Annotated in this window: 29 protein-coding genes and 2 tRNA genes; 18 read left to right on the top strand and 13 right to left on the bottom strand. The window is 41.9% G+C overall.

Annotated features, from left to right (window positions below):
* Positions 1-114 precede the first annotated feature (114 nt).
* Together B9T36_RS08475 and B9T36_RS08480 are read left to right on the top strand one after the other, a co-directional pair.
* Positions 115-438: a hypothetical protein gene (locus B9T36_RS08475; protein ID WP_086209062.1), complete on the top strand. Its 324-nt coding sequence runs from the start codon at positions 115-117 to the stop codon at positions 436-438.
* A gap of 93 nt (positions 439-531) precedes the next feature.
* Positions 532-849 carry a hypothetical protein gene (locus B9T36_RS08480; protein WP_086209063.1) on the top strand — a complete coding sequence of 106 codons (318 nt, stop codon included), beginning with the start codon at positions 532-534 and terminating at the stop codon, positions 847-849.
* 55 nt (positions 850-904) lie between these two features.
* On the opposite strand, the gene B9T36_RS08485 is transcribed toward B9T36_RS08480, so the two are convergent.
* Positions 905-3,256 (bottom strand): Tex family protein, encoded by a 2,352-nt coding sequence (locus B9T36_RS08485; RefSeq protein WP_086209064.1) that lies wholly within the window; start codon positions 3,254-3,256, stop codon positions 905-907.
* Between the two features lie 335 nt (positions 3,257-3,591).
* Between B9T36_RS08485 and ompR the strand changes: the two genes are divergently transcribed.
* From ompR to B9T36_RS08505, 4 genes are all read left to right on the top strand, one after another.
* Complete coding sequence (gene ompR, locus B9T36_RS08490) at positions 3,592-4,356, top strand: two-component system response regulator OmpR (RefSeq protein ID WP_086209065.1); 765 nt, start codon at positions 3,592-3,594, stop codon at positions 4,354-4,356.
* A 303-nt stretch (positions 4,357-4,659) separates the two neighbouring features.
* A complete protein-coding gene (locus B9T36_RS08495) occupies positions 4,660-6,120 on the top strand; it encodes an ATP-binding protein (protein ID WP_086209066.1) in 1,461 nt (486 codons plus the stop codon).
* Positions 6,121-6,325: 205 nt separating this feature from the next.
* A complete protein-coding gene (locus B9T36_RS08500; protein WP_086209067.1) occupies positions 6,326-7,843 on the top strand; it encodes an acetyl-CoA hydrolase/transferase family protein in 1,518 nt (505 codons plus the stop codon).
* A 127-nt stretch (positions 7,844-7,970) separates the two neighbouring features.
* Complete coding sequence (locus B9T36_RS08505) at positions 7,971-8,390, top strand: GNAT family acetyltransferase (RefSeq protein WP_086209068.1); 420 nt, start codon at positions 7,971-7,973, stop codon at positions 8,388-8,390.
* Between the two features lie 10 nt (positions 8,391-8,400).
* Here the strand turns inward: B9T36_RS08505 and B9T36_RS08510 are convergent, their stop codons facing one another.
* The 4 genes from B9T36_RS08510 to B9T36_RS08525 all read right to left on the bottom strand — a co-directional run bounded on the left by B9T36_RS08510 (position 8,401) and on the right by B9T36_RS08525 (position 10,146).
* Positions 8,401-9,153 carry a class I SAM-dependent methyltransferase gene (locus tag B9T36_RS08510; RefSeq protein WP_086209069.1) on the bottom strand — a complete coding sequence of 251 codons (753 nt, stop codon included), beginning with the start codon at positions 9,151-9,153 and terminating at the stop codon, positions 8,401-8,403.
* 142 nt (positions 9,154-9,295) lie between these two features.
* A tRNA-Phe gene (locus tag B9T36_RS08515) sits at positions 9,296-9,371 on the bottom strand.
* A gap of 136 nt (positions 9,372-9,507) precedes the next feature.
* Positions 9,508-9,583, bottom strand: a tRNA-Phe gene (locus B9T36_RS08520).
* A 185-nt stretch (positions 9,584-9,768) separates the two neighbouring features.
* Positions 9,769-10,146, bottom strand: coding sequence for a GNAT family N-acetyltransferase (locus B9T36_RS08525; RefSeq protein WP_086209070.1), 378 nt, complete (start codon positions 10,144-10,146; stop codon positions 9,769-9,771).
* Between the two features lie 92 nt (positions 10,147-10,238).
* Here B9T36_RS08525 and hisB point away from each other — a divergent pair, with 92 nt between their 5' ends.
* The 6 genes from hisB to hisA all read left to right on the top strand — a co-directional run bounded on the left by hisB (position 10,239) and on the right by hisA (position 14,309).
* The gene (hisB, locus tag B9T36_RS08530; protein WP_004691554.1) at positions 10,239-10,832 is read left to right on the top strand and encodes an imidazoleglycerol-phosphate dehydratase HisB; all 594 of its coding nucleotides are present in this window, start codon (positions 10,239-10,241) and stop codon (positions 10,830-10,832) included.
* Positions 10,832-11,449, top strand: coding sequence for an imidazole glycerol phosphate synthase subunit HisH (gene hisH, locus B9T36_RS08535; protein ID WP_086209071.1), 618 nt, complete (start codon positions 10,832-10,834; stop codon positions 11,447-11,449). Before hisB ends, hisH begins: the two co-directional genes overlap by 1 nt.
* A gap of 91 nt (positions 11,450-11,540) precedes the next feature.
* Positions 11,541-12,047, top strand: coding sequence for a hypothetical protein (locus tag B9T36_RS08540; protein WP_086209072.1), 507 nt, complete (start codon positions 11,541-11,543; stop codon positions 12,045-12,047).
* Between the two features lie 157 nt (positions 12,048-12,204).
* A complete protein-coding gene (locus tag B9T36_RS08545) occupies positions 12,205-12,717 on the top strand; it encodes a DUF805 domain-containing protein (protein ID WP_086209073.1) in 513 nt (170 codons plus the stop codon).
* Between the two features lie 112 nt (positions 12,718-12,829).
* Positions 12,830-13,498, top strand: coding sequence for a 3'-5' exonuclease (locus B9T36_RS08550; protein WP_086209074.1), 669 nt, complete (start codon positions 12,830-12,832; stop codon positions 13,496-13,498).
* A 79-nt stretch (positions 13,499-13,577) separates the two neighbouring features.
* Positions 13,578-14,309, top strand: coding sequence for a 1-(5-phosphoribosyl)-5-[(5-phosphoribosylamino)methylideneamino]imidazole-4-carboxamide isomerase (gene hisA / locus B9T36_RS08555; protein WP_086209075.1), 732 nt, complete (start codon positions 13,578-13,580; stop codon positions 14,307-14,309).
* Between the two features lie 71 nt (positions 14,310-14,380).
* Here the strand turns inward: hisA and B9T36_RS08560 are convergent, their stop codons facing one another.
* A complete protein-coding gene (locus B9T36_RS08560) occupies positions 14,381-14,929 on the bottom strand; it encodes a helix-turn-helix domain-containing protein (RefSeq protein WP_086209076.1) in 549 nt (182 codons plus the stop codon).
* A gap of 92 nt (positions 14,930-15,021) precedes the next feature.
* Here B9T36_RS08560 and B9T36_RS08565 point away from each other — a divergent pair, with 92 nt between their 5' ends.
* Positions 15,022-15,921: a DMT family transporter gene (locus B9T36_RS08565; protein WP_086209077.1), complete on the top strand. Its 900-nt coding sequence runs from the start codon at positions 15,022-15,024 to the stop codon at positions 15,919-15,921.
* Between the two features lie 71 nt (positions 15,922-15,992).
* On the opposite strand, the gene B9T36_RS08570 is transcribed toward B9T36_RS08565, so the two are convergent.
* Complete coding sequence (locus B9T36_RS08570) at positions 15,993-17,432, bottom strand: NAD(P)/FAD-dependent oxidoreductase (protein ID WP_416202558.1); 1,440 nt, start codon at positions 17,430-17,432, stop codon at positions 15,993-15,995.
* 13 nt (positions 17,433-17,445) lie between these two features.
* On the bottom strand, positions 17,446-18,747 hold the full coding sequence (locus B9T36_RS08575) for an APC family permease (RefSeq protein WP_416202560.1): 1,302 nt from the start codon (positions 18,745-18,747) through the stop codon (positions 17,446-17,448).
* A 129-nt stretch (positions 18,748-18,876) separates the two neighbouring features.
* On the opposite strand from B9T36_RS08575, the gene B9T36_RS08580 reads away from it, so the two are divergent.
* Positions 18,877-19,236 carry a hypothetical protein gene (locus B9T36_RS08580; RefSeq protein ID WP_086209080.1) on the top strand — a complete coding sequence of 120 codons (360 nt, stop codon included), beginning with the start codon at positions 18,877-18,879 and terminating at the stop codon, positions 19,234-19,236.
* 334 nt (positions 19,237-19,570) lie between these two features.
* Here the strand turns inward: B9T36_RS08580 and B9T36_RS08585 are convergent, their stop codons facing one another.
* Genes B9T36_RS08585 through B9T36_RS08595 form a run of 3 tightly spaced genes read right to left on the bottom strand, consistent with a single transcriptional unit; the run spans position 19,571 to position 21,586 of the window.
* Complete coding sequence (locus B9T36_RS08585; protein ID WP_086209081.1) at positions 19,571-19,963, bottom strand: DUF4870 family protein; 393 nt, start codon at positions 19,961-19,963, stop codon at positions 19,571-19,573.
* 29 nt (positions 19,964-19,992) lie between these two features.
* A complete protein-coding gene (locus tag B9T36_RS08590) occupies positions 19,993-20,622 on the bottom strand; it encodes a DUF1294 domain-containing protein (RefSeq protein ID WP_086209082.1) in 630 nt (209 codons plus the stop codon).
* Positions 20,623-20,635: 13 nt separating this feature from the next.
* A complete protein-coding gene (locus B9T36_RS08595; protein ID WP_086209083.1) occupies positions 20,636-21,586 on the bottom strand; it encodes a homoserine kinase in 951 nt (316 codons plus the stop codon).
* A gap of 110 nt (positions 21,587-21,696) precedes the next feature.
* Here B9T36_RS08595 and hisF point away from each other — a divergent pair, with 110 nt between their 5' ends.
* Both hisF and B9T36_RS08605 read left to right on the top strand, forming a co-directional pair.
* Positions 21,697-22,458 (top strand): imidazole glycerol phosphate synthase subunit HisF, encoded by a 762-nt coding sequence (hisF, locus tag B9T36_RS08600; RefSeq protein WP_308463950.1) that lies wholly within the window; start codon positions 21,697-21,699, stop codon positions 22,456-22,458.
* Positions 22,459-22,692: 234 nt separating this feature from the next.
* Complete coding sequence (locus B9T36_RS08605) at positions 22,693-23,025, top strand: hypothetical protein (RefSeq protein WP_228146988.1); 333 nt, start codon at positions 22,693-22,695, stop codon at positions 23,023-23,025.
* Between the two features lie 325 nt (positions 23,026-23,350).
* Here the strand turns inward: B9T36_RS08605 and B9T36_RS08610 are convergent, their stop codons facing one another.
* The gene (locus B9T36_RS08610) at positions 23,351-23,989 is read right to left on the bottom strand and encodes a hypothetical protein (RefSeq protein ID WP_086209086.1); all 639 of its coding nucleotides are present in this window, start codon (positions 23,987-23,989) and stop codon (positions 23,351-23,353) included.
* A 110-nt stretch (positions 23,990-24,099) separates the two neighbouring features.
* On the opposite strand from B9T36_RS08610, the gene B9T36_RS08615 reads away from it, so the two are divergent.
* Positions 24,100-25,101, top strand: a complete 1,002-nt coding sequence (locus tag B9T36_RS08615; protein WP_086209087.1) for an AraC family transcriptional regulator — start codon at positions 24,100-24,102, stop codon at positions 25,099-25,101.
* 130 nt (positions 25,102-25,231) lie between these two features.
* Entirely contained in the window at positions 25,232-25,918 is a 687-nt protein-coding gene (gene aqpZ / locus B9T36_RS08620) for an aquaporin Z (RefSeq protein WP_086209088.1), read from the top strand.
* Between the two features lie 79 nt (positions 25,919-25,997).
* Here the strand turns inward: aqpZ and B9T36_RS08625 are convergent, their stop codons facing one another.
* Complete coding sequence (locus B9T36_RS08625; protein WP_086209089.1) at positions 25,998-26,243, bottom strand: hypothetical protein; 246 nt, start codon at positions 26,241-26,243, stop codon at positions 25,998-26,000.
* Positions 26,244-26,250 lie beyond the last annotated feature (7 nt).

A 26,250-nucleotide genomic window follows, 5' to 3' on the forward strand; every position in this document is an offset into this window, starting at 1 on the left:
TCCTGATCATGACCCAGCTTTTCATTGAAAGGCTGGGTTTGCACATTTTGCAAGTTTTAACAGATCGTTAAGAAATAAAATCCAATATAAAAATAAGAAGAAAAGGAGATAAAAATGCAGGCACTTTATATTTTCAAACTCTTTTGTTTCATTTTTGCCTCACTTATGGCTTTTAATCTATATATAGAACTTCGCCTTCCTGATCATTCAATTTGGCAAGTTATGGTTTATGGTGGGCTAATGATGATTTTGATCGAACTTGCTTTCAGTAGCCGACTCACTGCCCAATGCTCAAGCTCTCATTTAAACAATAAAAATCACACAGACTCTACACCAGTAAAAACTCCCCCACCGTCTCGTTTATATAGCAATATTTTATTAAAAATAGGGCTGATATCGACGCTTTCAGGGCTACTTGCTCAAAGTGTAATAAACTAGAGACCCACTATTTTTTATAGACAAAAATAAAGATGACGATGCAATCTCACATTTTGTGTTATAAACAGCCGTCATTTTTTGTTTTGTGAGTCTATGCGCACTTTTTCTTTCGTCCTGCAATACGTATGTATCGCCTTTGCGATTTACCTCAGCTACCGCGTAGGCAGCAGCCTGTATTTACAAGATTATGTGATGATGGATGTCGTGGCCAATGTCGGCACAATTCTGATCTGTATCGACCTTGCTGTTTTCCTTTGGCATAGTCGTAGCACGCAAGCTATGAGCCTGAAAGATTATGCGACGAGACTAGAACAACCTGCACCGACTTTTGTCAAAGTATGTCGAAAGCTAGGGCATTTTGGCATTATGCTAATCATCACCAGTTGGATCGTGCCAATCATCAACGGATAAAAGAAACCATAAAAAAACCTCCCACTTGGGAGGTTTTTTATTTAAACATTAAAGATTATTTAGAACCTTTAATCCCCGCTTGAAGCAACAATGCACCTAAACCACCAATTTTATTTTCTTGAGGTTTAGTCGCTTGTGGCTTCTTGTTTGTTTGAGTGCGCTCGCCTTGCGGACGTGCTTGTTGTGGACGTTTACCTTGTGGTTTACGTTCACTACGCTCTGCATTTTCACGGCGTGGTTGACGTGGAGCTTTAGGCGCATCAGCACCTTCAGGGCGCATCGACAAATTCACACGATTACGCTCCGCATCTACACTGAGTACACGCACTTGCACAATTTGACCTGGTTTCGCCACTTTATGCGGATCTGCAACAAATTCATTCGCCAATTCTGAAATATGGACCAAACCGTCTTGGTGTACACCCACATCCACAAAAGCACCGAAGTTCGTCACATTGGTCACAACACCTTCAAGCTGCATGCCTTCTGCTAGCTGCGCTACTTCCGTAATGTCTTCACGGAATTTTGCGGTACGGAACTCTGGACGCGGATCCCGACCTGGTTTTTCCAGTTCAGACAGTACATCTTGAATGGTTGGTAGACCAAATTTCTCATCTGTAAATTCTTCTGCATTCACTTGGCGAATAATTTCAGAGTTACCAATGATGTCTTTCACTGTTGTCGCTTTCGCTTCAACAATTTTAGCAACCAATGCATAAGACTCTGGGTGAACTGCAGAAGCATCCAATGGCTCTGAACCATCTTGAATACGTAAGAAACCTGCCGCTTGTTCAAAAGTACGCTCGCCTAAACGTGGCACTTTCTTCAAATCTTGGCGGTTGTCAAAACGACCATTTTCTTTGCGGAAATCGACAATTTGCTGTGCAATCGACTTATTCAAACCTGCGATATAACCCAAAATAGCAGATGATGCAGTATTAACATCCACCCCCACCGAGTTCACACAGTCTTCAACCACCGCTTCAAGCGTTTTTGCCAAACCAGTTTGGTTCACATCATGTTGGTACTGACCTACACCAATCGACTTTGGATCAATTTTTACCAGCTCAGCCAATGGGTCTTGTAAACGACGTGCAATCGACACAGCACCACGAATCGACACATCTAGCTCTGGTAGCTCCGCAGATGCCAATTCAGATGCTGAATAAACTGATGCACCCGCTTCTGATACTGAAACACGGGTCAGTTTTAAATCACTGTTTGCAGCCATCATTTCAGCCACAACGCTTTCTGTTTCACGGCTTGCTGTACCATTGCCAATGGCAATCAGGTCAACATTGAACTCGCGACATAAACGCGCCAGTTCTGCAATTGAACCTGCTTTATCTTCTTTAGGTGCAAATGGATAAACCGTACTATGTGCAAGTACATCACCTGATGCATTCACCACAGCCAATTTCACCCCTGTACGGATGCCAGGGTCTACACCTAAGGTTGTACGTGCACCCGCAGGTGCAGACAACAATAAATGACGTAAATTTTCAGCGAAAACATCCATTGCTTCAGATTCAGCTGCGAGACGTTTTTCGGTGAGCAACGAGTGTTCGATGCTTGGACGAACCTTGCCTAACCAGAACAATTTTGCCGTTTGCTTTAAGTAATCTTGACGCGCTTGTGGCTGTGCAGTTTCAAGGCTGTATTCTGTTTCAATACGCGCCAATGGTGCATCATCTTCGCCATCAACTTTTAAACCTAAAACGTTTTCTTGACGACCACGTAACATCGCCAATAAACGGTGTGATGGGACTTTGTTTAAATTTTCAGAAAAATCGAAGTAATCGCGGAATTTTTTGCCAACTTCTTTCTTCTCATCACTTGCCACTAAACTTTTTAAAGTGGCTGTTTTTGCAAACATTGCTTTAAGTTCAGTTGTCAGTGCAATATTCTGCGCCCAGTCATCAATTAAAATATGTTGAATCGCATCCAACTGACTTTCTAGATCTGGATAATCTTCATGGCTAAAGCCTGCCAATGCTTCAGCAGGATCAACCGCTTCTGCAAAGATTTTTTCTGCAATCGGGCCCAAGCCTGCTTCTTTAGCTTTAAATGATTTACTGGTCCGTTTTGGACGGTACGGTGCGTAAATTTCTTCTAAGGCATTTTTAGTTTCAGCAGCATTTACACGTGCCAACAAATCATCAGACAATTTATCTTGTTCTTTTAATGATTCGATTACCTTTTCGCGACGTTCAAATAAATCACGCAAATAAGCCAAACGTGTATCGAGCTGACGTAACTGCGCATCGTCCAAGCCTTGCGTGACTTCTTTACGGTAACGCGCAATAAATGGAACGCTAGCACCTTCATCAATCAACTTGATGGCAGCCTCGATTTGATTTGGACGTACGGCAATTTCTTTTGCCAACTGCTGAACTAAGTCAGTCATCGTATGTGATCCCACAAGGATATGTACTAAAAGCCATGATTATAAAGACCAAGACTATAAAATCCACAACTGTTTTATGAATTTCACCGCTTAAATGTGACATATTTCGGGCAAATTTCATAAATCCATATTATTTTCAGTGTTAAATCTTATTTTTAGTCATTCTTTGCCATGTTTTTCTATGGGCTAAGATGTATACATTTGGTATCTATGTCTTGATTTTACCTGCAATATTTGTTGCTTTAGAGCATAGTAAAGACATACAAATGAGTCGTATACTCAAGACTACCCCGACTTTTGTTTACGATGACAATAAAGAATAAAGGAGCACTTCAATGAGTTTAGTTGTACCTGCTGAAAAAACAGATGCCGTACATAACGACGCCGATCGCGTTGAACGCATTTTAGTGGTAGATGACGATGTACGTTTACGTACGCTACTCCAACGCTTTTTAGAAGATAAAGGCTTTGTGGTAAAAACAGCGCATGACGCGACCCAAATGGATCGTCTCTTACAGCGCGAACTGTTTTCACTGATTGTGCTCGACTTCATGCTCCCTGTAGAAGATGGCTTAAGTATCTGTCGTCGTCTACGCCAATCCAATATTGACACACCTATCATCATGCTAACCGCACGTGGCAGTGATTCAGACCGTATTGCAGGTCTAGAAGCAGGTGCAGATGACTACTTACCGAAACCATTTAATCCAAATGAGTTATTAGCACGTATTCGCGCTGTATTACGCCGCCAAGTCCGTGAAGTTCCAGGCGCACCAAGCCAACAAATGGAAGTGGTCAGCTTTGGTCCATGGTCACTTGATTTATCAACACGTACCCTAACGCGTGAAGGTCAAGTCGTGACTTTAACTACAGGTGAGTTTGCGGTACTGAAAGCCTTGGTACAACACCCACGTGAGCCTTTGACTCGCGACAAATTGATGAACCTTGCGCGTGGCCGTGAATGGGGTGCAATGGAACGTTCGATTGATGTTCAAGTATCTCGCCTACGTCGTCTGGTAGAAGAAAACCCTGCTCGTGCGCGTTATATCCAAACCGTTTGGGGTGTGGGTTATGTCTTTGTTCCAGATGGCGCGGAATAATTCAAAACTGAAAAATACGGCTTTGGTCTTTTAAAGCTGAGTAGCAATAATAGGCACGACGGAGTCCTAAAATTAAGCTCAACTTTATCGATTAACCTGCGGTTCGCCTTACTTTTGTTTCGACAAAAGTAAGCAAAACCATTGCCATCTGCAAAACTCGGCATATTTCTGCATTTCAACATCATACTCGCAGAAACTTTATAACATTCAGAGCTCCTGCCTCGAACAATTGCAGATGACTTTTCGCGTATCGCATACCTGTCACCATTGAACTATGTCACTTACATAGAAACAGGAAATCACGTGAAACTCGAACCCATCGACCCTCAAAAATTTACAGATTACGAAGCTTACTCAGAGAGAAAGCGCACGCGTTGGGAACGGTTTCTCGACAAAATTAAGCCACGCTCTGCTGCCATGCGCACCACTGTGCTGGTGTTGTTTGTGGTGTTCTTTAGCTTATTTATGTCCTTGTGGTTCTTTTGGCGAACTTTATATCTACCTGAAATTCAACAACACGCCCGCTATCTTGCGGTTGAATTAGAAATACTAAACAACCCTGATTTGCGTATTTATCATAAAGATGCGGAAGTTGATGTCGATGACTGGCTAAGAAGTCGGGTGGGCATTGAATACGTTACCAACCCCAAAGAATATCCAAATGTCAAAGACAAGGTGATTGCTGAATTCTTTACCAACCAAATTGAAGCCAAGCTCGCCAAAGAGCTGAATGTAGAACATGCTACAGTTTATTTTCAATTTAAGCCCAGTCCGCGGATTTGGATTCAAACCCCAGAAATGAATGGTAACTGGGTACGTGAACCACTCAAAACCTATGCCAACTATAGTCCAGAGCTGATTTTTGGCTGGTTACTTGGTGTTCCCCTGATTGCAGCGGCCATTATTTTAACCCTTGTTCGCCAACTTAACCGCCCGCTACGTCGACTGCAAAATGCTGCCAATAATTACAGTAAGACAGGAAAAGCCCCTTATCTCGAGACCAACCATGGGCCACAAGAAATCCGTGAGGTCAATCAGGCTTTTAACCACATGATCTATACCTTAGATCAAACTGAACGTGACCGTCGAATTATGTTGGCAGGGATTTCCCACGACTTACGTACACCATTGACCCGCATCCGACTCAGTGCAGAAATGATGCCTGATGATGATTTTTTAAAAGAAGGTCTGATTTATGATGTCGAGGACATGGATGCGATCTTAAATCAGTTCATTTCCTATATGCGCGACGGTTCAGATGAGGAAATCCAAGACACCGATTTAAATATGTTGTTACAAGAATTGGTGGTGCAGTTCAAACCTCTAGATATTCGTTTTGACGCAACAGAACTCCCCATTATTCAAGCACGCAGTTTATCTCTCAAACGCCTAATCGGTAATCTCATCAATAATTCAAAACGTTATGGTGCTGAACCTATTGAACTCTCCGCAACACTTGAAAATGAACACATTTTAATTAGCGTAGCGGATCATGGCGAAGGGATCCCAGAAGACCAAATTGAAGAGCTCATGCAACCTTTTGTCCGTGGTAATGAAGCCCGAACCGTACAAGGTAGTGGCTTAGGTCTCGCGATTGTGAAGCGAATTGTGGATATTCATCAAGGCGAATTGATTATTCATAATCGTGAACAAGGTGGACTCGAAGCAATTATTTCTCTCCCCTTAAATACTCAGCAAGATGTTGAAATTTCAAACAACAATCCGCTCGAAAAACTCAAGCAAACACTAGTAGAGCATTTTTAATATTGAACAATAGTTGAGCAAATGATTTTGTTCAACTATTCAACAATTTAATTTTACCAAATATATTTCAAATACTTACAAATCATCAGAAAAGCTTATACCCACATTTTTTCAAAAAATTAGACCTTAGCCTAACAGGTATGCACAATGTCGTTCTTGATCGGTACAATCGGTGCCAGATCCAGAATATTAACGAGAGTAAACCATGTCTTTAGATCGTATCCGTTTAGCTTCACTTCACGATAAAGTCATCAGTGCAGAAGAAGCGTCTGCTTTTATTGAAGATGGCATGACTGTAGGGATGAGTGGCTTCACTCGTGCAGGCGAAGCGAAAGCTGTACCTTTGGCATTGGTTAAACGTGCGCACACAAATCCTTTAAAAATCACACTAATTACAGGCGCTTCTTTAGGCAATGACCTAGACAAGCAATTGACTGAAGCAGGTGTATTGGCACGTCGTTTACCGTTCCAAGTAGACAACACTTTACGTAAAGCAATCAACAAAGGCGAAGTGATGTTCATTGACCAACACTTGTCTGAAACTGTTGAACAAATGCGTAACCTTCAGTTGAAAAAACCTGATATTGCTGTGATTGAAGCAGTCGCAATTACTGAAGATGGAGGCATCATTCCTACAACGTCTGTCGGCAACTCTGCAAGCTTCGCCATTTTTGCTGAAAAAGTCATTGTTGAAATCAACACCAACTTAAGCCCTGCTTTTGAAGGCTTACACGATATTTATATTCCAACTTACCGTCCAACACGCCAACCGATTCCACTAACTCAAGTCGATGAGCGTATTGGTACACATGCAATCAATATCGACCCTGCAAAAATTGTCGGTATCGTCATCAACAACGACTTACACGACTCTCCATCTACCGTAACGGCACCAGATGATGAAACTCAAGGTATTGCAGATCACCTCATTGCTTTCTTTGAAAAAGAAGTAGCTGAAAATCGCTTACCTAAAAACTTAGGCCCATTACAAGCAGGGATTGGCTCAATTGCCAATGCTGTACTTACAGGCCTTAAAGATTCAAACTTCGAAGACCTGGTCATGTACTCAGAAGTACTCCAAGACTGTACCTTTGAATTGATTGATGCGGGTAAAATGAAATTTGCATCAGGTTCTTCAATTACCCTTTCTGCTAAATATGGCGAGAAAGTATTTAATAACCTTGAAGCATACAAAGATAAGTTAGTACTGCGCCCACAAGAGATTTCAAACCACCCTGAATTGGTTCGTCGTCTTGGCATTATCGGCATCAATACTGCACTTGAGTTCGACATTTACGGTAACGTAAACTCAACTCACGTTTGCGGTACGAAAATGATGAACGGTATTGGTGGTTCAGGTGACTTCGCCCGTAATGCACACTTGGCAATTTTCGTGACCAAATCAATTGCAAAAGGCGGTGATATTTCATCAATCGTTCCATTCGCCTCTCACGTAGACCATGCTGAACATGACGTTGATATCCTAGTCACTGAACAAGGTTTGGCTGACCTTCGTGGTTTAGCACCACGTGAGCGTGCACGTGCGATTATCGACAACTGTGCTCACCCACTTTACCGTGATGCATTAAATGACTACTTCACACGTTCATGTGAGAAAGGCGGTCATACCCCTCATATCCTTCGTGAAGCATTGTCTTGGCATTCTAACTTTGAAGAAACAGGTCACATGCTTCCTGTACAAGCAGAAGCAAAATCGGCTTAATTCAAAGCTTTAAAAAACGCCCAGTTGGGCGTTTTTTTATATCTGATGAAAAGTGTAATAAAACACTTATCAAAATAAAAAAACTCAATTAATCTAAAGGCATCCAAAAAATAAAAATGCCAAGCTCATGTTCATTATTCGCCCCTATTTCGAAACCGATTTAGAAGACGTCATTGCCCTCTGGGAAGTGTGTGACCTCACTCGCCCGTGGAACAACCCTGAAATTGATATTTTTAGAAAGACTGCACAAAAAGATGGTCTGTTTTTATTGGCCGTCAAAGATGAGCAACTGATCGCAACCTTGATGGGGGGTTATGACGGTCACCGTGGTTGGATTAATTATTTGGCGGTACATCCACACTTCCAACGTAATGGGGTCGCAACCGCACTCATACAGCAGCTAGAGAAGCGCCTGATTGCTTTGGGCTGCCCCAAACTACAGTTGCTTGTACGTAAAGAAAATATCGACGTGCAGAGCTTCTATGAACAACTGGGCTATGAAGAAATTGATGTGGTCTGTTTTGGGAAACGCTTGATTACCGATTAAGCATAGACATTTAATGCACCGATACCGCTAGACGCCCCAATCTTACAAAAATTGGAAATGTAAGTTCAAAGATTTGGCTCACATGATCATCAAGCGCAAAAAATACTTTTAACTCGTATAAAGGGTCATCGGCATTTTTCAGTCGATAATGCTTCAACGCAGACCAAGTATTGAAATAATCCAACAATTGGTCAGCAGACCACTGAAACGACATCGACAATTCAGGCATGGGAATTTCTTCATAGGGAAAGGGAATCGTTTGATAGGCCTCGTCGATATAACATCGCTCAGCATCCCAATAGCCTTTCAATGTTTTAAAATAGAGTCTTTCGATACAAGCTTGTAACTCAGGATGTTGCAGTTGAATGAGGCCATAGCCAATGACAGCGAGAACTCCATCTGATTTTAATGTGCGATTCACCTCTGCATAAAACCGATCAAAATTAAACCAGTGAATGGCTTGTGCCACTGTAATTAAATCAAAACTCTGCTCAGCAAAGCTGGTGTGCTCTGCGGACTGAACTTGATAACTGACATTTTCAAAATATGGCGCATGCTGTAACTGCTGGGTACTGATATCTGTCGCCACCACGGCATCAAAATAAGGTGCCAACAGTTGAGTCAGCTGTCCCGACCCCGCACCACAATCCCATGCAAATTGCGGAGTAACTACATACTTGAGTATTTCTTGAATCAAACTCGCTGGATAACTCGGACGTGCCAATTGATAAAGCGAACTTCCTGATGAAAATAAATCTTTCATAAGCCACCCTCAATCTTATTTTTGATTCGAAATTAACACACCCTCCAGCACGAAAAGCATAATTTTGTCCAACATCCAATCAGATGGAATTTTTATTCAAACGAAAAAAAGCCCCAAACAATGTTTGAGGCTTTTTTGAATATGGTGGCGAGACCCAGGATCGAACTGGGGACACACGGATTTTCAATCCGTTGCTCTACCTACTGAGCTATCACGCCGATGCCGTGTATTAAGCCGTATCTCGGATGAATAGTCAATAAAAATCATCACTTTTTTATTTGATCGAATAAATTTCAGGCAAAAAAAATCCCTGATGGGATCAGGGATTGAAATCTTTAAATTAGATTTAAAATATGGTGGCGAGACCCAGGATCGAACTGGGGACACACGGATTTTCAATCCGTTGCTCTACCTACTGAGCTATCACGCCGATGTCGCGTATTAAACAGTTTAAGCCGTGTAGCGTCAAGTGTGTTTTCACAAAAATCTTTTGAATGCTTACTTTTACAGCAATATTCAACACCCTTTGCACATTTTTTGATTCACCCTGTGTACTTAAACTAAGGCTCAATCACTTTCCATGAAGAAAAGCAGCTTAAAACGACCTCAAAAAACTTAAATTTTGCCAATGTGCTCTAAGCAACGATGAATCGCGCCACAGCCTGGCTCAAACACTTTCACACCTTTACTTTCTTCCATGCGACACGTTTCTTCAACCAGTCGCTCCGCAACCCCTCGCCCACGATTTGCTGGATGTACCACGATATATTCAAGCGTTTTATTTTCACCCTGCCCGCTACACCAAAGTGCACCAATGACTTTAGTATTAAATTCTGCAGTGTAAAGTAAGGTATACTGAGCTAGATTTTGCTCAAGTTGTTCTACGGCATCATGCCCATCGCCAAATTCAGGACTGGTGTCGTACAGTCGCTCTAGCTGGCTGCGCAACTCTTCTTTTTCCAGTGAAGTATAAGCGTGTACGGTAATAGGCATTGATAAACCCTCCTGAGCAATCTAATATGCGGTGACTTCGTTACGGCGAAACATTTTACATCAATTATTTGACGTCTTTGAGGAACGTGTCTATGACAGAACGTATCAGTGAAGTGGTAAGAAATACCAACGAAACCAAAATTCGAGTTCGTGTAAACCTCGATGGTACGGGTCAAGGCACGCTCAACACAGGTATTCCCTTTTTAGATCATATGATTGATCAAATCAAGCGACATGGCTTATTTGATATTGATATTGAATGTGATGGCGACTTGGAAATTGATGATCACCACACGGTTGAAGATTGTGGTATCACGCTTGGACAGGCTTTTGCCAAAGCTTTAGGTGACAAAAAAGGTTTACGCCGTTATGGTCATTTTTATGCACCGTTGGATGAATCCTTGAGCCGTGCTGTGGTGGACTTATCGGGCCGTCCGGGTTTGTTTATGGATATTCCATTTACCCGCGCCATGATTGGTCGTTTTGATGTGGATTTATTCTCTGAGTTTTTCCAAGGCTTTGTGAACCATGCTTTAATGACAGTGCACATTGATAATCTCAAAGGGAAAAATAGCCATCACCAAATTGAAAGTGTGTTCAAGGCTTTTGCCCGTGCGCTTCGTATGGCATGTGAAATTGACCCACGTGCAACCAACACCATTGCTTCAACCAAAGGTAGCTTGTAATGACCCGTATTGCCCTTCTTGACTATGGTATGGGTAACCTACACTCAGCAGCAAAAGCGCTTGAACATGTCGGTGCAACAGTCGATGTGACCAATGATCCTAAACTGATTGCTCAGGCCGATAAAATTGTCTTCCCTGGCGTAGGCGCCATGCGTGACTGTATGCAAGGCATGCATGAAGCCGGGATTGATGAAGTCGTTCGTCATGCGGCATTTAATAAGCCAGTCTTGGCGATCTGTGTCGGCATGCAAGCGCTGATGCAACGCTCTGAAGAAAACGGCGGTGTCGATGCTCTCGGTATTTTTGAAGGAACGGTAAGACGTTTTCCAGATGTAGATGGCTTAAAAGTGCCACACATGGGCTGGAACCAAGTTCATCAAGCTGACCCAAGCCACCCAATGTGGAAAGACATTGAACAAGATGCACGTTTTTACTTTGTTCACAGCTTCTATGTTGAACCGAAGAATAGCGACATTGTGGCTGCAACTTGTGACTATGGTTTAGAGTTCTGTACCGTGATTCATCAAGAAAATTTATTTGCAACACAGTTCCACCCTGAAAAAAGTCATACCGCAGGTTTGCAACTGCTAAAAAACTTTGTGGAATGGAAAATTTAATTCATTCCAGCCTCTGTTTGATTTTAAAAAGCTCAACTTCGGTTGAGCTTTTCTCTTATTATCTACAAATAACAGTTTAGAAATATACAAAATGCTCCAATTCCAATTCTTTCCTCGCTCTTGCCCCACACCACCAAAACTTTTAGAGGTTACTGAAGTCTTCAAGCAGCACATTACTGGTATAAGTTCACAAACACATCAACTTTCCAGCAATGAAGTTCTTCTTACTATTGCAACTGAGCTTGAAAAAATCGGGTTCAAAGTTGAAAAAAGTAAATCTTCCGAAGATAAAATCCTTGTTCCAGTCCTATTCGGTTATAACAACCAAGCTTCTAAAAGTTTCTTAGCCGATGCCATTCATTTCGAGCAAAAAATCGTTATTGAAGTCGAAGCTGGACGCGCAGTCGCCAATAACCAGTTTTTAAAAGATGTATTTCAAGCCAGTATGATGGTTAATATCGACTATCTAGTTTTAGCTGTGCGAAATACTTACCGCCAATCAGATGATTTTCAAAAGGTATATCAATTTTTAGATACGCTTTACACGTCACAGCGTATTATTCTTCCATTAAAAGGAATTCTAGTAATCGGGTACTAATTTAATATTGATAGAAAGTTTTTGTTTTACAGCACACTACTACACACCAAATAATTACAATGCCTTTCCATTGTCACCAAATTTGATTATGATTTGCCTGCTTTTTAGACATTTTTATTTATAAAAAATTTAATTTACAACGATAAGGTAAGTCACTATGACTCAATATGTACAAGAATCTGCGCTGAACGCCGCAGGTCGCTTCGGACGTTTTTCATATCTCGCATGGAACTGCCTCCTTGCCATCGTCGCTGTGATTATCATTGGTATTTTTGCCGTGATTTTTCCAACGACTTTCATCAACATGGAAACAGGCAACTTTGGTGGTGGCATGATTTTTCTTGCTGTGATTTATATAGCAATTTTCTATTTCACCTTCGTATTTACCATTCGTCGCCTACATGACCGCAACCATACGGGCTGGTTATCGCTGTTAATGCTGGTACCTCTTGCTAACGTGATCTTAATGCTTTACCTGATTTTTGCACCAGGTGATGATCGTAGCAATAGCTATGGTTCGCCACGCCCAACCGCAGGTTGGGAAACAATTCTAGCGTGGATTTATATCCTGCTATTTGTCGTTGGTATTTTAGCAGCAATTGCTTTGCCTTCTTATCAAAGCTATATACTGCGTGCCAATCAATCACAGATCGAAATGCAACAGCAATAAAAATGCATTCTGTTATCTTGGATTGTACTTAAAACCTGCTTCTTGCAGGTTTTATTTTGCCTTTAAAATCAAAAACCACTAGTCTGAGATAAAAGCATGCCTCAGATATAACATGAATAATTCCCTACCCAGTCTCCCTATCCCCAACAAAGAACACATTCAAATTTTGCCTCGTTTTCAAAATTTGCCAATGCAAGCGATTCATGTCATTCAGAACGTAGAACAGTGTGAAGCCATTCGCACTGAACTGGAACAGATTGCCATCTTCGGTTTTGATAGCGAGTCCAAACCGACCTTTCAAGTGGGAGAAGTCTCTACTGGGCCACATCTCATTCAACTGGCCAGCGTCGAGCGTGCTTATTTGTTTCAAATGAGCCCTCCCATTTGGAGCTTCCTTGCGCCATTTTTGGCGAATCCAGACCAGCTCAAAGTGGGTTTTGGTTTAAAAAATGATGCTCATCTGTTCCGTAAAAAAGGCTTTGAGTTAAATGGTATCGTTGAGCTGTCAAAATGCTTTGCAAGCTTTGGGTTGAGCAACCCTGTTGGCATTAAAAATGCCATCGCCCTGCTGTTTCAACTCAACTTCCCGAAAAGCAAAAAAGTCAGCACGTCAAATTGGGCAAGGAAAGTCCTTACGCCTGAACAAATTAACTATGCTGCCGCCGATGCCTACGCCGCCCTGTTGGTTTTTGAAGAATTGCGGCATTTGGAACAACTACCGAAAGAGATTTTGCAAAAACTGGAAAATATCATAAAACCTCCTCGTCATGAAAAGCTGTAACAGGTGCTTAGAAAATTGCCAATACTTTGCTAAGATGACTGACATTGATTTTATTTAAGATTTGGCTAGGAGCGAAAGCATGCTGATCATCCCTGCAATTGACCTGAAAGATGGCAAATGTGTTCGTTTAAAACAAGGTCGTATGGAAGACGATACGGTTTTTTCTGATGATCCTGTTGCAACTGCACAGCACTGGGTAAATGAAGGCGCGCGTCGCTTACATTTGGTCGATTTAAATGGTGCTTTCGCGGGTACGCCAATTCATAAACCTGTGGTTGAAGCGATTGCTCGCGCACAACCTGAACTGCCCATTCAAATCGGCGGCGGTATTCGCTCACTAGAAACCATCGAACACTACCTAGAAGCGGGTGTATCTTTTGTCATTATTGGCACCAAAGCAGTTCAAGAACCTGAGTTTGTTGAAGAAGCTTGTAAGAAATTTGCAGGTCATATCATTGTCGGGATTGATGCCATGAATGGCATGGTGGCCACCGATGGTTGGGCCAATGTGACCGATGTGAAGGCAACTGATTTGGCCAAACGTTTTGCCGATGCAGGCGTATCAAGCATTGTCTATACCGACATTGCACGTGACGGCATGATGCAAGGGGTCAATGTTGAACAAACTGTTCAACTGGCACAATACTCTGGCCTACCTGTGATTGCATCAGGTGGTGTGACCAACCTTGATGACGTACGTAACCTCAAAGGTCAACCTGGTATTTTAGGTGCAATTACTGGTCGTGCGATTTACGAAGGCAGTTTAAACCTACGTGAAGCACAATTGCTATTAGATGAACAATCGCTCTAACTGTAGAATTTAAAAAAGAGGTCTATTGACCTCTTTTTTATGCATTAAATATTAGTTTGAAGATCTGCTTCTTAATAAATTGCATTACGAATAAACTTTAACGATACATTGCCACGGTTGATATATTGGTATTCAATGGCACTCGAAAAAACGATCGACTCTCCTACACCCAAGACTTTCATGTCGCCTGCCAAATCCAAAGTTAGTTCACCCTCCATCACATAGAGCATCTCACGCCAGCCTTCTGGGTCAGGTTCAGCACTATAGTATTCATTTGGAGCAAGTACCCATGTCCATAGCTCTACTTTTTGTGTCGCTGCCGCTGAAGCCATTAATTTTGCTTCACTGTGTGCTTGTGTGCCCTGCCAAGCCAAAACGTTCACCACCGCTTGCCCTTGCTGTTCAGGCGCAGCAATAATTTGTACAAAATCGACCTCAAGCACATCGGCTATCAAGCTGAGCTTTGCCAGACTAATATTGTCCTGCCCAGATTCAACCCCAGCTACCATACGACGGCTTAATCCAGCTAAATCAGCGAGTTGCTGCTGACTCAGGCCTTTTAAACTTCGATAATGACGCACATTTTGACTGACGTGTTGTAGCACCGCAGGAGAGTTCATACAGATAAATCAAAAAAAATATTGAGCAATATATTGCACACAAAAACAAAGTATGACAAGCTATGTGCAATATATTGCACATTAATTCTTTTATGTTGAATACTCAGCTCGGTTCTAAAGCGCCTGTGATTGCGCTGATTCTCATTACTTTTATTTGGGGCGGCACCTTCTTGGCCGTGAAATATGCCTTAAATTTTAGCTCCCCCATGTTCTTTGTCGGTTGTCGTTTCGCCTGCGCTGCGACCATTATTGGCTTATTTTCCTATCAGCATTTAAAGCACATCACCCGACAGGACTTGTGGGCAGGTGCACTCATTGGCTGTATGGTCACGATTGGCTATGGCACACAAACGGTCGGACTACAAACAGTCAGTAGCAGTGAATCTGCCTTTTTAACGGCACTGTATGTCCCCCTAGTCCCCCTACTATTGTGGTTGATCTTTCGTAAAGTGCCCCATTTTATGATTTGGATTGGTGCACTCTGTGCGTTTATAGGCTTAGTCCTGCTCACAGGCAATAGTCTGAACTCAATCTCATTGAATTTTGGCCAGACCTTAACCCTGCTCGGTGCAATTGCTATAGCAATGGAAATTATTCTGATTGGTTATTTTGCCCCAAAAGTTGATATTGGTCGGGTGACGGTCATTCAACTGGCGGTTGCCTCTGTGCTCGCTTTTGCATCCATGCCACTGGCTGGTGAGCAACAACTACCTGCTTTTTCATGGCCATTATTAGGCATTGCATTTGGATTGGGGCTTGCCAGTGCTGTGATTCAATATGTCATGAATTGGGCACAGCGCTCAGTCAACCCATCACAAGCAGCGATTATTTACGCAGGAGAGCCTGTGTGGGCAGCGCTATTTGGGCGCCTTGCAGGAGAACGTTTAGCACCACTGGCTTTGTTGGGCGGTCTCTTGGTGGTGTTTGGCATTATGATGAGTGAATGGAAACCCAAACTGTTGAAATCAAAAAAAGAAGCTGAACAGCGCTAATTTAACGTTCAAATGCGGTGTCTGCTGAGTCTAAACATAAATTGTATAGATTCAGCAGCACAAGTTCATGTTTAGAACGATACCATCTTACCCGGATTAATCATTGCTCCTAAACCATACATACTTTTGGCAATTGGAATCACTAACGGTGCCAATGCCCGACCAAAAGGAATGTTCTGATGTTGAATTCGGGTCAACATATTAAAATCATCAGATTGACCACAGAAATCATCGGCAATGGCTTTACCAATACGTACCGTTTGCGCAACACCATGCCCACTCCAGCCCTGTACAGCATAAATGGGATATTGATGACCAAATTTTCGACTGTCTGCCGCACCATTAACGGTTAAATCTGTCGTTCCACTCCACACAAAGTCAAGTGCCACCTGCTCTAGCTGAGGAAATACATGCTGAATACGTCCCAGCAAATAGTCATGGGTTTGTTCAGGACTCCAACACGAGCCAGTGCCTTCGCCCCCAAATAACAATCGGTTTTTTGAAACGCCACGGTAGTAGTCAATTTGAAATTGCGTATCGTATACAGGCAGATCCGTCGGCAATAGCTCTTTCAAATCTAATGCTAAAGGTGCTGTGGTACAGACGTAAGTATAAAAAGGAATCGTAGTTTGATTACGTTCTTCTAATAGTTTAAATGAAGCATGGTGTACAGCCATCACCACGCTTTTACGTGCTTTAATCACCCCTTGCGCTGTGGTCACATAAATACCATCGGCACGTTCCTGAATCGACTGCACTTCTGTTTGCTCATAGATGCTACCGCCCTTTTGGCAAAAGCCATACGCCAAACCACGTGTCAATGCTAAAGGATGAATATGTCCACCTAGATGATCCAATAAGCCGCCAAAATAGTTATCCGATTGCACATGCTCTCGTAATTCCTCTTGGGTCAGCATTGAGGTATTTTTTTCATCTAAGTACTGACGTGCTTGCATGCCTTCACGCAAGGCATCTAAATGCCCTGGGTGTACTGCGGCCGTTAGATGTCCACGTTTACGTTGTAAATCTAAATCATATTTTTCAGTAATGTCATCAATCAAAGTCATGGCTTCAGTTGAGGTAAAGTGCCATAACTTTTTTGCCTCTTCAAAGCTGAAGTGCTCGATCATGGTTTCGGCTTCCCAACGTGCCAATCCCGGTGTGAGTTGCCCACCATTGCGCCCTGAGGCAGCACTGCCCACTCGGTTCTTTTCAACCAAGACCGTATCTACACCCTGCTCCGACAAATGCAGTGCTGCCGAGGTTCCCAATAAGCCACCACCTATCACTACGACATCACATTCGATATCTGCATTTAAAGCATCAAACTCATGCCATACATGCATTGAACTTTCATAGTAATTGGCAGGATGATCAAACGCACCATGTTGCGGGTTTAACCAATTCCACTCTTTGCCGCTTTGTACAGCAAAACTGGCTTTGTATTCAACGTCATCTACAAATGTCGGTTTATTCATATTCATTTCATTTACACTCAATATTACTTTCATTTTCATGCAAGGTTTAGTATGCATTTCCAATTACAATGTTTTGCTTTTTCAATTTCTTATAAATAAATAGCCCAATACCAATTGCTAGCCAAGAGCACCCAAAAATCAGGGCATTTCGTTCTAAGTTAACCCACAGGCAAAGCATCACCAATACGGATAACAGAGGTAGGATCAAATTGAGACATTTGTTTTTGACGCCTTGAGTTTGTTTTTCCAACAGATAAAACTTCACAAAAACCGAGAAGTTCACCGCCGTAAAGGCAATCAATGCACCAAAGCTAATCATACTGACCACAGTCGCAAGATCTAAGAAAATGGCAGACAATGAGATCAAGCCAATGCTCAATACCGCGTACAAGGGGGTACCCAGTCTTGCATGTAATTGCCCAAAGGTTGCTTTGGGGAAAATGCCATCTTTCGCCATAATATGAATTAGGCGTGAAGCACTCGCATGAGTCGCCAGACCTGAAGCAAAGGTATTCATGATTTGAGCACACAGAAATACAGCTTGGAACAATGCCCCTCCGACATAGAGAACAATCTCAGGTAAAGCTTCATCAGGTTTGTTAAAACGCACATTCGTTGGGAAGTACAACTGAATAAACCATGATGCTGTGATAAAGATGGCCCCCCCTGCCAATGTAGTAAGTAAAACCGCACGCGGAATGTTCTTTTGCGGATCTTTGGTCTCATGCGACATGGTCGTAACTGCATCAAAACCCAAAAATGAAAAACATAAAATGGAGGCCCCCGCAATCAAAGGTAAAACAGAGCTGTCCCCATTAAACAATGGCGCTAAAGTCAGTACATGATCATAGCCTTGCGCTGACCCCACCCCTTGAATAACCAAATAAATAAACAGAACCATCAACAGTAAGGGCAAAAGCACAAACACCAAACTCAAGTTCGCTAAAATATTGATTCTGAAGCAGTTGATTAGGGTGACTAAACCTGTAAATAAAACCACCCAGACCCAATAGGGCACGCTCGGAATGACAGCTTCCAAATAAATACCCGCCAGTAAAGCATTAACTAAAGGCAGTAAAATATAATCGAGCAGTGAACACCAACCAACAAAAAAGCCCGCTTTAGCTCCACAGGACTGTGCGGTGTAGTTATAAGCAGAACCTGAGTCACCGCTGACCCGACTAAAACGTGCATAACTAAATGCCGTTAATAGCATTGCAAACAACGCCAGAATATACGCCAATGGCACACGACCATCGGTGATCCCAGACACGATACCAAAAGTATCGAACACCACCATCGGGGTCATGTAGGCCACACCAATAATGACCACTTGCCATAGTGACATTTTCTTTAAAGAAAAATCTGCATTTTTCACCGAAATCACCATCTTTCATTTTTCAATCTAGTGATTTTGGTTTTTGCAACAACTATGCCATATAATAGCATCTTCTGTATTTTAAGAATATTGAATAAAATGCCTAAATACGATTTAGAAACTCGAAAAGCAGCAATTCAACGCTATAAACTCACTGATTATAAGGTTGCTGTTTGCAAAGAATTCAACATCTCACGTGTGACCCTCGATGCATGGATTAAGCTAGAGGAAGAAACTGGAGATTTATCTCCAAAAGCAGCTAGTAATCGTGGAGCACCTAGCCACATTAAAGACTGGAATGAATTCCAAGTATTTGTTAAAAATACAAAATTTCAAAATATTAGCGATCTAGTTCCACTTTTTGAACAGCACTTTGGCTATTCGGTTTCTTATGCCGTACTGGTTCGTGCCATTCATGTTTTAGGCTTGCGTCGTCGTCGTGGAAGATTCTATGCCTAGCCAGAATCATGCTATTTTTTATAATCAATATCGAACATATTTTTATATAAATAACTGTACATTAATGTATAGTTATTTTATTAAAAAAGTAAATTTAAATTATTAAATATGTAAAATATATTAAATAAAAATGTAAATTATAAATATTAAAAATGTAAGATTTATTGAACAAAAATGTAAAACATAAAATTTAATTTGGTACAGTGCTTTTTTAAAGCCTGCGCAAAAATAGTGAAACTGCTGCATTATATGGTTTCATCTCAGTGCATAAATCCCATCTCAAAAGATACAGACCTAAAAAAAGGGCAAACTGCCCTTTTAAAGTCATCTGGTCTTATTGATACATCGGCTCATTATCATTTAAACGAATGATGCCTTTAATCGCACGATATACAATCCACACCCATGACAGTACAATCACGGCGACGCAGAAGGTTGAAGCGCCTAGTGCTACACCTGCAAATGCCGTGGCATTTTCACCTGTAAAGAATAAGAAAAGAAACGGCACAAAGGCAATCACGTTCCAAATTAAATACCACCAAAACGTGCGAATCTGCCATGTAAAATGGCTCTCAAAAATAGAACCACGGACTGCATCGCGCTTGATGTAATTAATGACTAAAGCGATCACTGCTAAAATTCCTGCGGAAAAAATCGCAACAATATACAAAATATAAAGAATAAAGGTCAGGCTACGATTCGGATCTTGATCGACTGAATAATTCATATTGTCCCTCATAAAGTGGGCTTTTGACTTTAAATAGGCAAACTATTGAAAGGAGAAATAAGCCATAAAATTAAAAGAATATTGAAAAAGATTGTACAAAAGTAAATCTTTCTAAAGGGTTGTTTTTGTGTTTTATGACGTAGCTTTTGTTGTGCCAGCCATGCGGCAGGCCATCCGCCTAAAAATGAAAGCAGATGCAACGTATTTTCAGGTACGCGGTGCTGCCCATTTTGCGCCGCTTCTTTGTCTTGTGCATAGAACCAATAACTAGCTGCATTCATTAAACTAATAAAGAGCAACACCAACCCACTTAAACGTCCCAGCAGCACCAACAGCGCTAAAACAACAATGTACGCCACCGAAGCGATTTGCATTGGACGCAAATTTTGGCCTTGTACGGTCTTTTTCAGGGGCTTCTTTTGAGTCCGATTATTTTGGGTTTGTGATGCTTTTAAATAGCTAACTTGCTGTGCACGATAACGCCCTTGCGCATCTAAAATCGCATTATATTCCAATGCACATCCTACTATGGGGCGAGGACCTTGCCGCGCAAAGTCCTTGATATGTAAAAACACGCGATCTTTGCTGTCATCGTTAGGCTGAATAAAGCCGTAGCCCTTATCATCAAACCATTCAATGAGTCGTCCTTGGTCACGCATTTTTCTTTCCTATTTAAGTAGTTACAAACTTTAAGCGGTCAATCACCATATTACGCATTTCGACAGGATTTTTCTGCAAAATATCCTCCCCAGTACGGCCTTGTTCTGCATTTTTTTGTGCCACTTGTAAACGCATCATCCAAAAACGTGCAGCAGCCATTGCGAGATACAACTCTAGGCAAGATTTTTCATCAGCAGTCAAAGGACGAATGCTTTCATAGGCGTTTAAAAATGCGATGGCCTTGGCTTCATTTAAATGTACACTTGGGTATTCGGTGCAGAAGTCATTCAGCGTAATCGCAATATCGAACAAGAACTCATCTTTATTCAGTTCATAAAAGTCTAAAATGCCCTTGAGCTGATTGCCCTCAAACAAAGTGTTGTCTCGAAATAAGTCCGAATGAATAAAACCTTTTGGACGATTCGGATAAACTGCCGACAATGCATCGTATAGACCCAATAATTTGCTCAATAATGCTTGATCCGCTTCAGTTAAAGTCGGTTTCATGTCTAATGCCACCGCCAGCCAGTAATCATGGTCACGGTATTCTGCACGTTCCAGTGGAAAATCTTGCAGTGCTACATGCATTTTCGCTTGTGCAACGGCAATTGCCTCAGTTTGCTCAAGGGTCGCAGGCATAGGGTGTTTGCCCATCATCCGTGGGGCAATTTGTGCCGGCTTCTCTTTTAAGCTATGAATGGCTTTACCTGAATGACTTAATGGCACGGGTACCGTTAAACCTGCTTGGCCCAAATGCTCAAGTACAGGAACCAACTCGCCTGCGCCTTGTTCATCCATCTCTTCAAATACAGTTAACACGTACTGCACAGCATTTTCACACACAATAAAATAGTTCGTATTTTGAATACCGCCTTGAATCGGGATCAGATCCATCACCTCTAGTCCATAAGGTGCTGCAAACGCCTGAACTTCCTGTAAAGTCAAAGTGGTATAAACCGACATATAAAACCTGCGAAAAAACTTACATAAGTTTGATAGAATACCTGCTCCGACTATTAAGGTGTAGCATCTAAGTCGCGAAGTTTCATAATCGGCTGTTATTTTTGGAAAAAATTATGCTAGCTAAACGTATTATTCCTTGCCTCGACGTAGACAACGGTCGTGTAGTGAAAGGTGTTCAATTCCTTGATATTCGTGATGCAGGTGACCCAGTAGAAGTAGCACGCCGATATAACGAGCAAGGTGCTGATGAAATTACCTTCTTAGATATTACAGCAACCTCAAATGGCCGCGACACAACCTACCGTACCGTTGAACGTATGGCTGAAACGGTTTTTGTTCCCTTAACCGTCGGTGGTGGGGTACGTAAAGTTGAAGACATTCGTCTCTTACTCAATGCTGGTGCAGACAAAGTGAGCATTAACTCAGCAGCGGTATTTAATCCTGAATTTGTCCAAGAAGCATCGCAACGCTTTGGCGCACAGTGTATTGTGGTTGCTATTGATGCAAAAAAAACGGGTGAAAATAAATGGGAAATTTTCACTCATGGTGGCCGTAAACCAACAGGCATTGATGCCATTGAGTGGTCAGTGAAAATGGCTAACTTTGGCGCAGGTGAACTGTTGATTACCTCGATGGATGCCGATGGCACCAAAGCAGGATATGACCTCGAGCTGATGCGCCAAATCAATGACCGTGTCACTATTCCAACCATTGCTTCGGGTGGTGTTGGCAACTTACAACACTTGGCCGATGGTATTTTAAAAGGTGGAGCCGACGCCGTACTGGCTGCTTCAATTTTCCACTTTGGGCAACACACCATTCCTGAAGCGAAGAAATACCTTGCGGAACAAGGCATTGAAATGCGTTTATAATTGACAGCATCATTCTGAAATGATTAAAAGAGTATCGAAAGATGCTCTTTTTTTTATGACTTCAGTTTTTTATAACTATTTAGAACAACAATTAGAGATCAAACAGTGCAAGACTTACAGGTTATTTTTCTTATCTTTGGCATCGCTTTCTTATTTCTATTACTGTACCTATTAAGAAAATACACAGATCATCCTTTTACCATGTTCGCCATTATTCCCTTCTTAGGCTTGTGCATGTTTAGTTATGTAATGTTCTCAGAATACCAACTCACACAGTATTATAAAAAAGCCTTTGCCGCCCCTGAGCAAATTCGTTATTGCGGAACTTTTCATCAATGGGTAGAAATCAGACAGCAAAACCGACACAACGTCAGCATTGAAAAAGCCTTTTATTTTCAAAATGATCGACAAGGGTTCATATTTACCAACAGTCTACAAGCCAGACAACGCTTTCCAGAGCTGAACACATTAAAAGTGAATGACCCCATTTGCTTCCAGTTTTCTCCACAGTATAAGGACGAAATGGATCGCTATATTTTAACGGGCTTTAAAAAACAGATGAATTAAAAAGCTCAATTCCACTGTACTCATTCACAGCTAGTGCCATTGCCTCAATTATGCAGCAGATGTTAAAGCTTAGAATGCTCTCTGGATCTTGTTCGAACCTACACTCTCAATTTTTGAGATAAAAAAAGGGAGTCTTGCGACTCCCTATAAACCTAGAATAACGACTATATTGCTCTGTTAAACTGGAAAATGAAAAATGACGTACTAAGCTCATGAAGTGAAATCACCTCATCAACAGCTTTACTATAAGATGTTCAAATGATGAAATATTGACAATACATACCAATTTTATTGACAAATCACGACAACTCTCACATTAACCCTATTATCCAGCGATAGTTTCTGTCATCTGCCTAGGCTTACTCTCAACAGCTTCTGGTGCCTTAACCCATTTTGCAGGAAAGACCTGATTTACCCATTGAGTTAAACGCTCAGACACGCCTTGAGGCAAGGTAATGCCCAATGGATTTTGTTCTTGCAAGTCCAATGATGAAATCACGCGAGTCCCTAAAATATAGTCAAACCACGGCTTAGTCACACACCAGTTGGCATCCTGATTAGAGTTCATGTGGTGGTCATAGTGCCACGGAATTTTACGCATTGCCCAGTCAGGTTCTAAGTGCGCACGGCGGTGAATATAATAATAGTTTCCAGCAGAATACAGCACAGATAAAGTCATCCCTTTGGACACTGGATAAAATAATGTTCCAAATACACCCGCGACTACAGCCAGTGAAATGATCTCATTTTTAGTACGCCAGTTACTCCAGCCTTCAACATATCCGTGGTCGTGAAATGCCGTTTTACGTACTTCTCGGTGATGCTCCCAATGTGACTTCATGCTGTCAGGCACAGGGCTGTAGCGTGGCTTACCCGCACGGTGTGTACCATGCAAAATATATTTATGTGCCACCCACTCAAAGGCATTGGCCACCACCAATCCCGCGACAAAACCCTTCCACATGTCAAATCCCTCCTGTTTTCAGATTGAATATAATGTGGAAACTATGCTAAATATTGACCCTAGCATTCCAATTCATTGACAAATCACGACAAGAACAATAGAGCGAATAAATGCAACATTTCAAAGACTACACAGGTTCAGTCTACGGCGGGCTAGGTCATTTACTTTATGCCTATTGCCAAGCGGTGGGCTATCCAATTTCTGAAAAACTTGAGAAAGTTCAGAATCTAGAACGTTTTGATTATGCTCTGTGGTTAGCGTTGTTGAATGATCTCGACAGCCATCTACAAACGCCGGCTCTCGGACTCGACATTGCTCAATATGTACAACCTAAGCATTTAGGTATCTTGGCCTATATTGCGCTATCCTGTGAGACGCTTGGTGAAGCACTGACCCGTTACCATGACTTTCATCGGCTGATTTATGATGGTAGCTCATTATATGTTGCCGTTGAAGGTGAAAACCTATGTTTTGGTTGGGTGGAAATGCCGATTGAACTCACCACACAACTGAGTAATGAAGTGGCAATGGCACTGATGATTCAATTTATGAAGCACTTTGTCGCCCATGAAGATATTCAGCTTTATGAAGTGCACTTCACGCATCCTACCCCTAAAAATACCCTACAGTATGAACAGTATTTTAATTGTCGCGTTCGCTTTTCCCAAAGTCGACCGATGATGATGATTCCACTGCGTGAATTATCTATGCCTTTTCAACAAGGCGATCAAACATTACAAAAACTACTGTTACAGCAAGCCGAAGCCCTACTTGAAAAATTGCCCAATTCCACTCACATTGACCAACGGCTACAACATGCTATTTTGACAGGACTCCAAAAAAACCAATATCAAATTGAGCATATTGCGAAGCAATTGAGCTTTTCAGTACGACAACTACAGCGCCACTTACAACAACAAGGCACGACTTATCAACACAGAATGCAAGAAGTAAGACGTGTCTTGGCAGAACAATATTTAAAAGATCCACACTTGAGCTTACAGGAAATTGCCCTCTTGCTCAGTTATTCTGAACAAAGTGCTTTTCAGCGTGCCTTTAAACAATGGACTGAGCTCACCCCGCAACAATGGCGACTACAACACGTTGACTAACAATCCTCGAATTTTCTAAGGTCATCAAGATGTCACGCTTTTTTTGTTAAAATTGATTGAAAAACGATCGCTTTCTCGTTAAATATACGTTGTAAACAAATAAAACATCAATAACTACAAAAGGCGCATTATGAATAAATATCTTGCTGAGTTCATCGGAACATTTTGGTTGGTCTTCGGAGGTTGTGGCAGTGCTATTTTTGCTGCAGCTTTCCCTGAATTGGGCATCGGCTTTCTAGGCGTTGCTCTTGCCTTTGGTTTAACCGTTTTAACGGGTGCTTTTGCACTCGGACACATCTCAGGTGGACACTTTAACCCTGCCGTCAGTATCGGTTTATGGGTCGGTGGTCGCTTTGAGAGCAAAGATCTGATTCCCTATATTATTTCTCAAGTTATTGGTGCAATTTTAGCAGCTTGGGTTTTGTATTTGATTGTACAAGGGCAAGCCGGGTTTGTTGGCACAGGAGGATTTGCCAGCAATGGTTATGCCGAGCTCTCTCCTGGTCAGTATTCTTTAATCTCAGCTTTAATTATTGAAATTGTCCTAACAGCAATGTTTTTAATTATCATTATGGGTGCGACCGATAAACTTGCACCTTCTGGTTTTGCCCCAATCGCGATTGGTCTGGCTCTGACACTTATTCACTTGATTAGTATTCCTGTCACCAACACTTCGGTCAATCCAGCCCGTAGTACAGGTGTTGCCCTCTTTGCCGAAACCGCTGCGTTAAGCCAACTTTGGTTATTTTGGGTGGCACCTATTATTGGCGCAATTATCGGTGCCATCATTTATAAAATTTTGGAAAGAAAGGCTTAGACGCTGTTCCCATTCCCTACCAGCATAACGCCCACGAATGTGGGCTTTTTAAATGTTCCACATGGAACATGCTTAGAACTTATAAAAAAGGGTTATCAATTTCCCCTGTCTCTGAACGCTGAATTTTTTCAGGAAGTTGAACCTCGCTTTCTAGCTGTTGCACGATGGCATTGATATAGCTCTGTAATGCTTTGGCTGCGGCTAAACCCACTTGGTCTTTGGTGAGTTGTAAATTGCCATAAATACTGACACAGTCCACGTCATTATCAAGAGTCAAGTCATGAATGGCATGTGACTCCGCTCCCTGTATAAAAGGTTTAAACATATTATTT

It is taken from the genome of Acinetobacter sp. ANC 4204 (assembly GCF_002135205.1).
Taxonomy (GTDB): domain Bacteria; phylum Pseudomonadota; class Gammaproteobacteria; order Pseudomonadales; family Moraxellaceae; genus Acinetobacter.

Coding starts and splice junctions, on each gene's coding strand:
- B9T36_RS08475 (WP_086209062.1), top strand. CDS start 115: ATGCAGGCACTTTATATTTTCAAACTCTTTTGTTTCATTTTTGCCTCA.
- B9T36_RS08480 (WP_086209063.1), top strand. CDS start 532: ATGCGCACTTTTTCTTTCGTCCTGCAATACGTATGTATCGCCTTTGCG.
- B9T36_RS08485 (WP_086209064.1), bottom strand. CDS start 3,256: ATGACTGACTTAGTTCAGCAGTTGGCAAAAGAAATTGCCGTACGTCCA.
- ompR (WP_086209065.1), top strand. CDS start 3,592: ATGAGTTTAGTTGTACCTGCTGAAAAAACAGATGCCGTACATAACGAC.
- B9T36_RS08500 (WP_086209067.1), top strand. CDS start 6,326: ATGTCTTTAGATCGTATCCGTTTAGCTTCACTTCACGATAAAGTCATC.
- B9T36_RS08505 (WP_086209068.1), top strand. CDS start 7,971: ATGTTCATTATTCGCCCCTATTTCGAAACCGATTTAGAAGACGTCATT.
- B9T36_RS08510 (WP_086209069.1), bottom strand. CDS start 9,153: ATGAAAGATTTATTTTCATCAGGAAGTTCGCTTTATCAATTGGCACGT.
- B9T36_RS08525 (WP_086209070.1), bottom strand. CDS start 10,146: ATGCCTATTACCGTACACGCTTATACTTCACTGGAAAAAGAAGAGTTG.
- hisB (WP_004691554.1), top strand. CDS start 10,239: ATGACAGAACGTATCAGTGAAGTGGTAAGAAATACCAACGAAACCAAA.
- hisH (WP_086209071.1), top strand. CDS start 10,832: ATGACCCGTATTGCCCTTCTTGACTATGGTATGGGTAACCTACACTCA.
- B9T36_RS08540 (WP_086209072.1), top strand. CDS start 11,541: ATGCTCCAATTCCAATTCTTTCCTCGCTCTTGCCCCACACCACCAAAA.
- B9T36_RS08545 (WP_086209073.1), top strand. CDS start 12,205: ATGACTCAATATGTACAAGAATCTGCGCTGAACGCCGCAGGTCGCTTC.
- B9T36_RS08550 (WP_086209074.1), top strand. CDS start 12,830: ATGAATAATTCCCTACCCAGTCTCCCTATCCCCAACAAAGAACACATT.
- hisA (WP_086209075.1), top strand. CDS start 13,578: ATGCTGATCATCCCTGCAATTGACCTGAAAGATGGCAAATGTGTTCGT.
- B9T36_RS08560 (WP_086209076.1), bottom strand. CDS start 14,929: ATGAACTCTCCTGCGGTGCTACAACACGTCAGTCAAAATGTGCGTCAT.
- B9T36_RS08565 (WP_086209077.1), top strand. CDS start 15,022: ATGTTGAATACTCAGCTCGGTTCTAAAGCGCCTGTGATTGCGCTGATT.
- B9T36_RS08570 (WP_416202558.1), bottom strand. CDS start 17,432: ATGAAAGTAATATTGAGTGTAAATGAAATGAATATGAATAAACCGACA.
- B9T36_RS08575 (WP_416202560.1), bottom strand. CDS start 18,747: ATGTCACTATGGCAAGTGGTCATTATTGGTGTGGCCTACATGACCCCG.
- B9T36_RS08580 (WP_086209080.1), top strand. CDS start 18,877: ATGCCTAAATACGATTTAGAAACTCGAAAAGCAGCAATTCAACGCTAT.
- B9T36_RS08585 (WP_086209081.1), bottom strand. CDS start 19,963: ATGAATTATTCAGTCGATCAAGATCCGAATCGTAGCCTGACCTTTATT.
- B9T36_RS08590 (WP_086209082.1), bottom strand. CDS start 20,622: ATGCGTGACCAAGGACGACTCATTGAATGGTTTGATGATAAGGGCTAC.
- B9T36_RS08595 (WP_086209083.1), bottom strand. CDS start 21,586: ATGTCGGTTTATACCACTTTGACTTTACAGGAAGTTCAGGCGTTTGCA.
- B9T36_RS08605 (WP_228146988.1), top strand. CDS start 22,693: ATGTTTAGTTATGTAATGTTCTCAGAATACCAACTCACACAGTATTAT.
- B9T36_RS08610 (WP_086209086.1), bottom strand. CDS start 23,989: ATGTGGAAGGGTTTTGTCGCGGGATTGGTGGTGGCCAATGCCTTTGAG.
- B9T36_RS08615 (WP_086209087.1), top strand. CDS start 24,100: ATGCAACATTTCAAAGACTACACAGGTTCAGTCTACGGCGGGCTAGGT.
- aqpZ (WP_086209088.1), top strand. CDS start 25,232: ATGAATAAATATCTTGCTGAGTTCATCGGAACATTTTGGTTGGTCTTC.
- B9T36_RS08625 (WP_086209089.1), bottom strand. CDS start 26,243: ATGTTTAAACCTTTTATACAGGGAGCGGAGTCACATGCCATTCATGAC.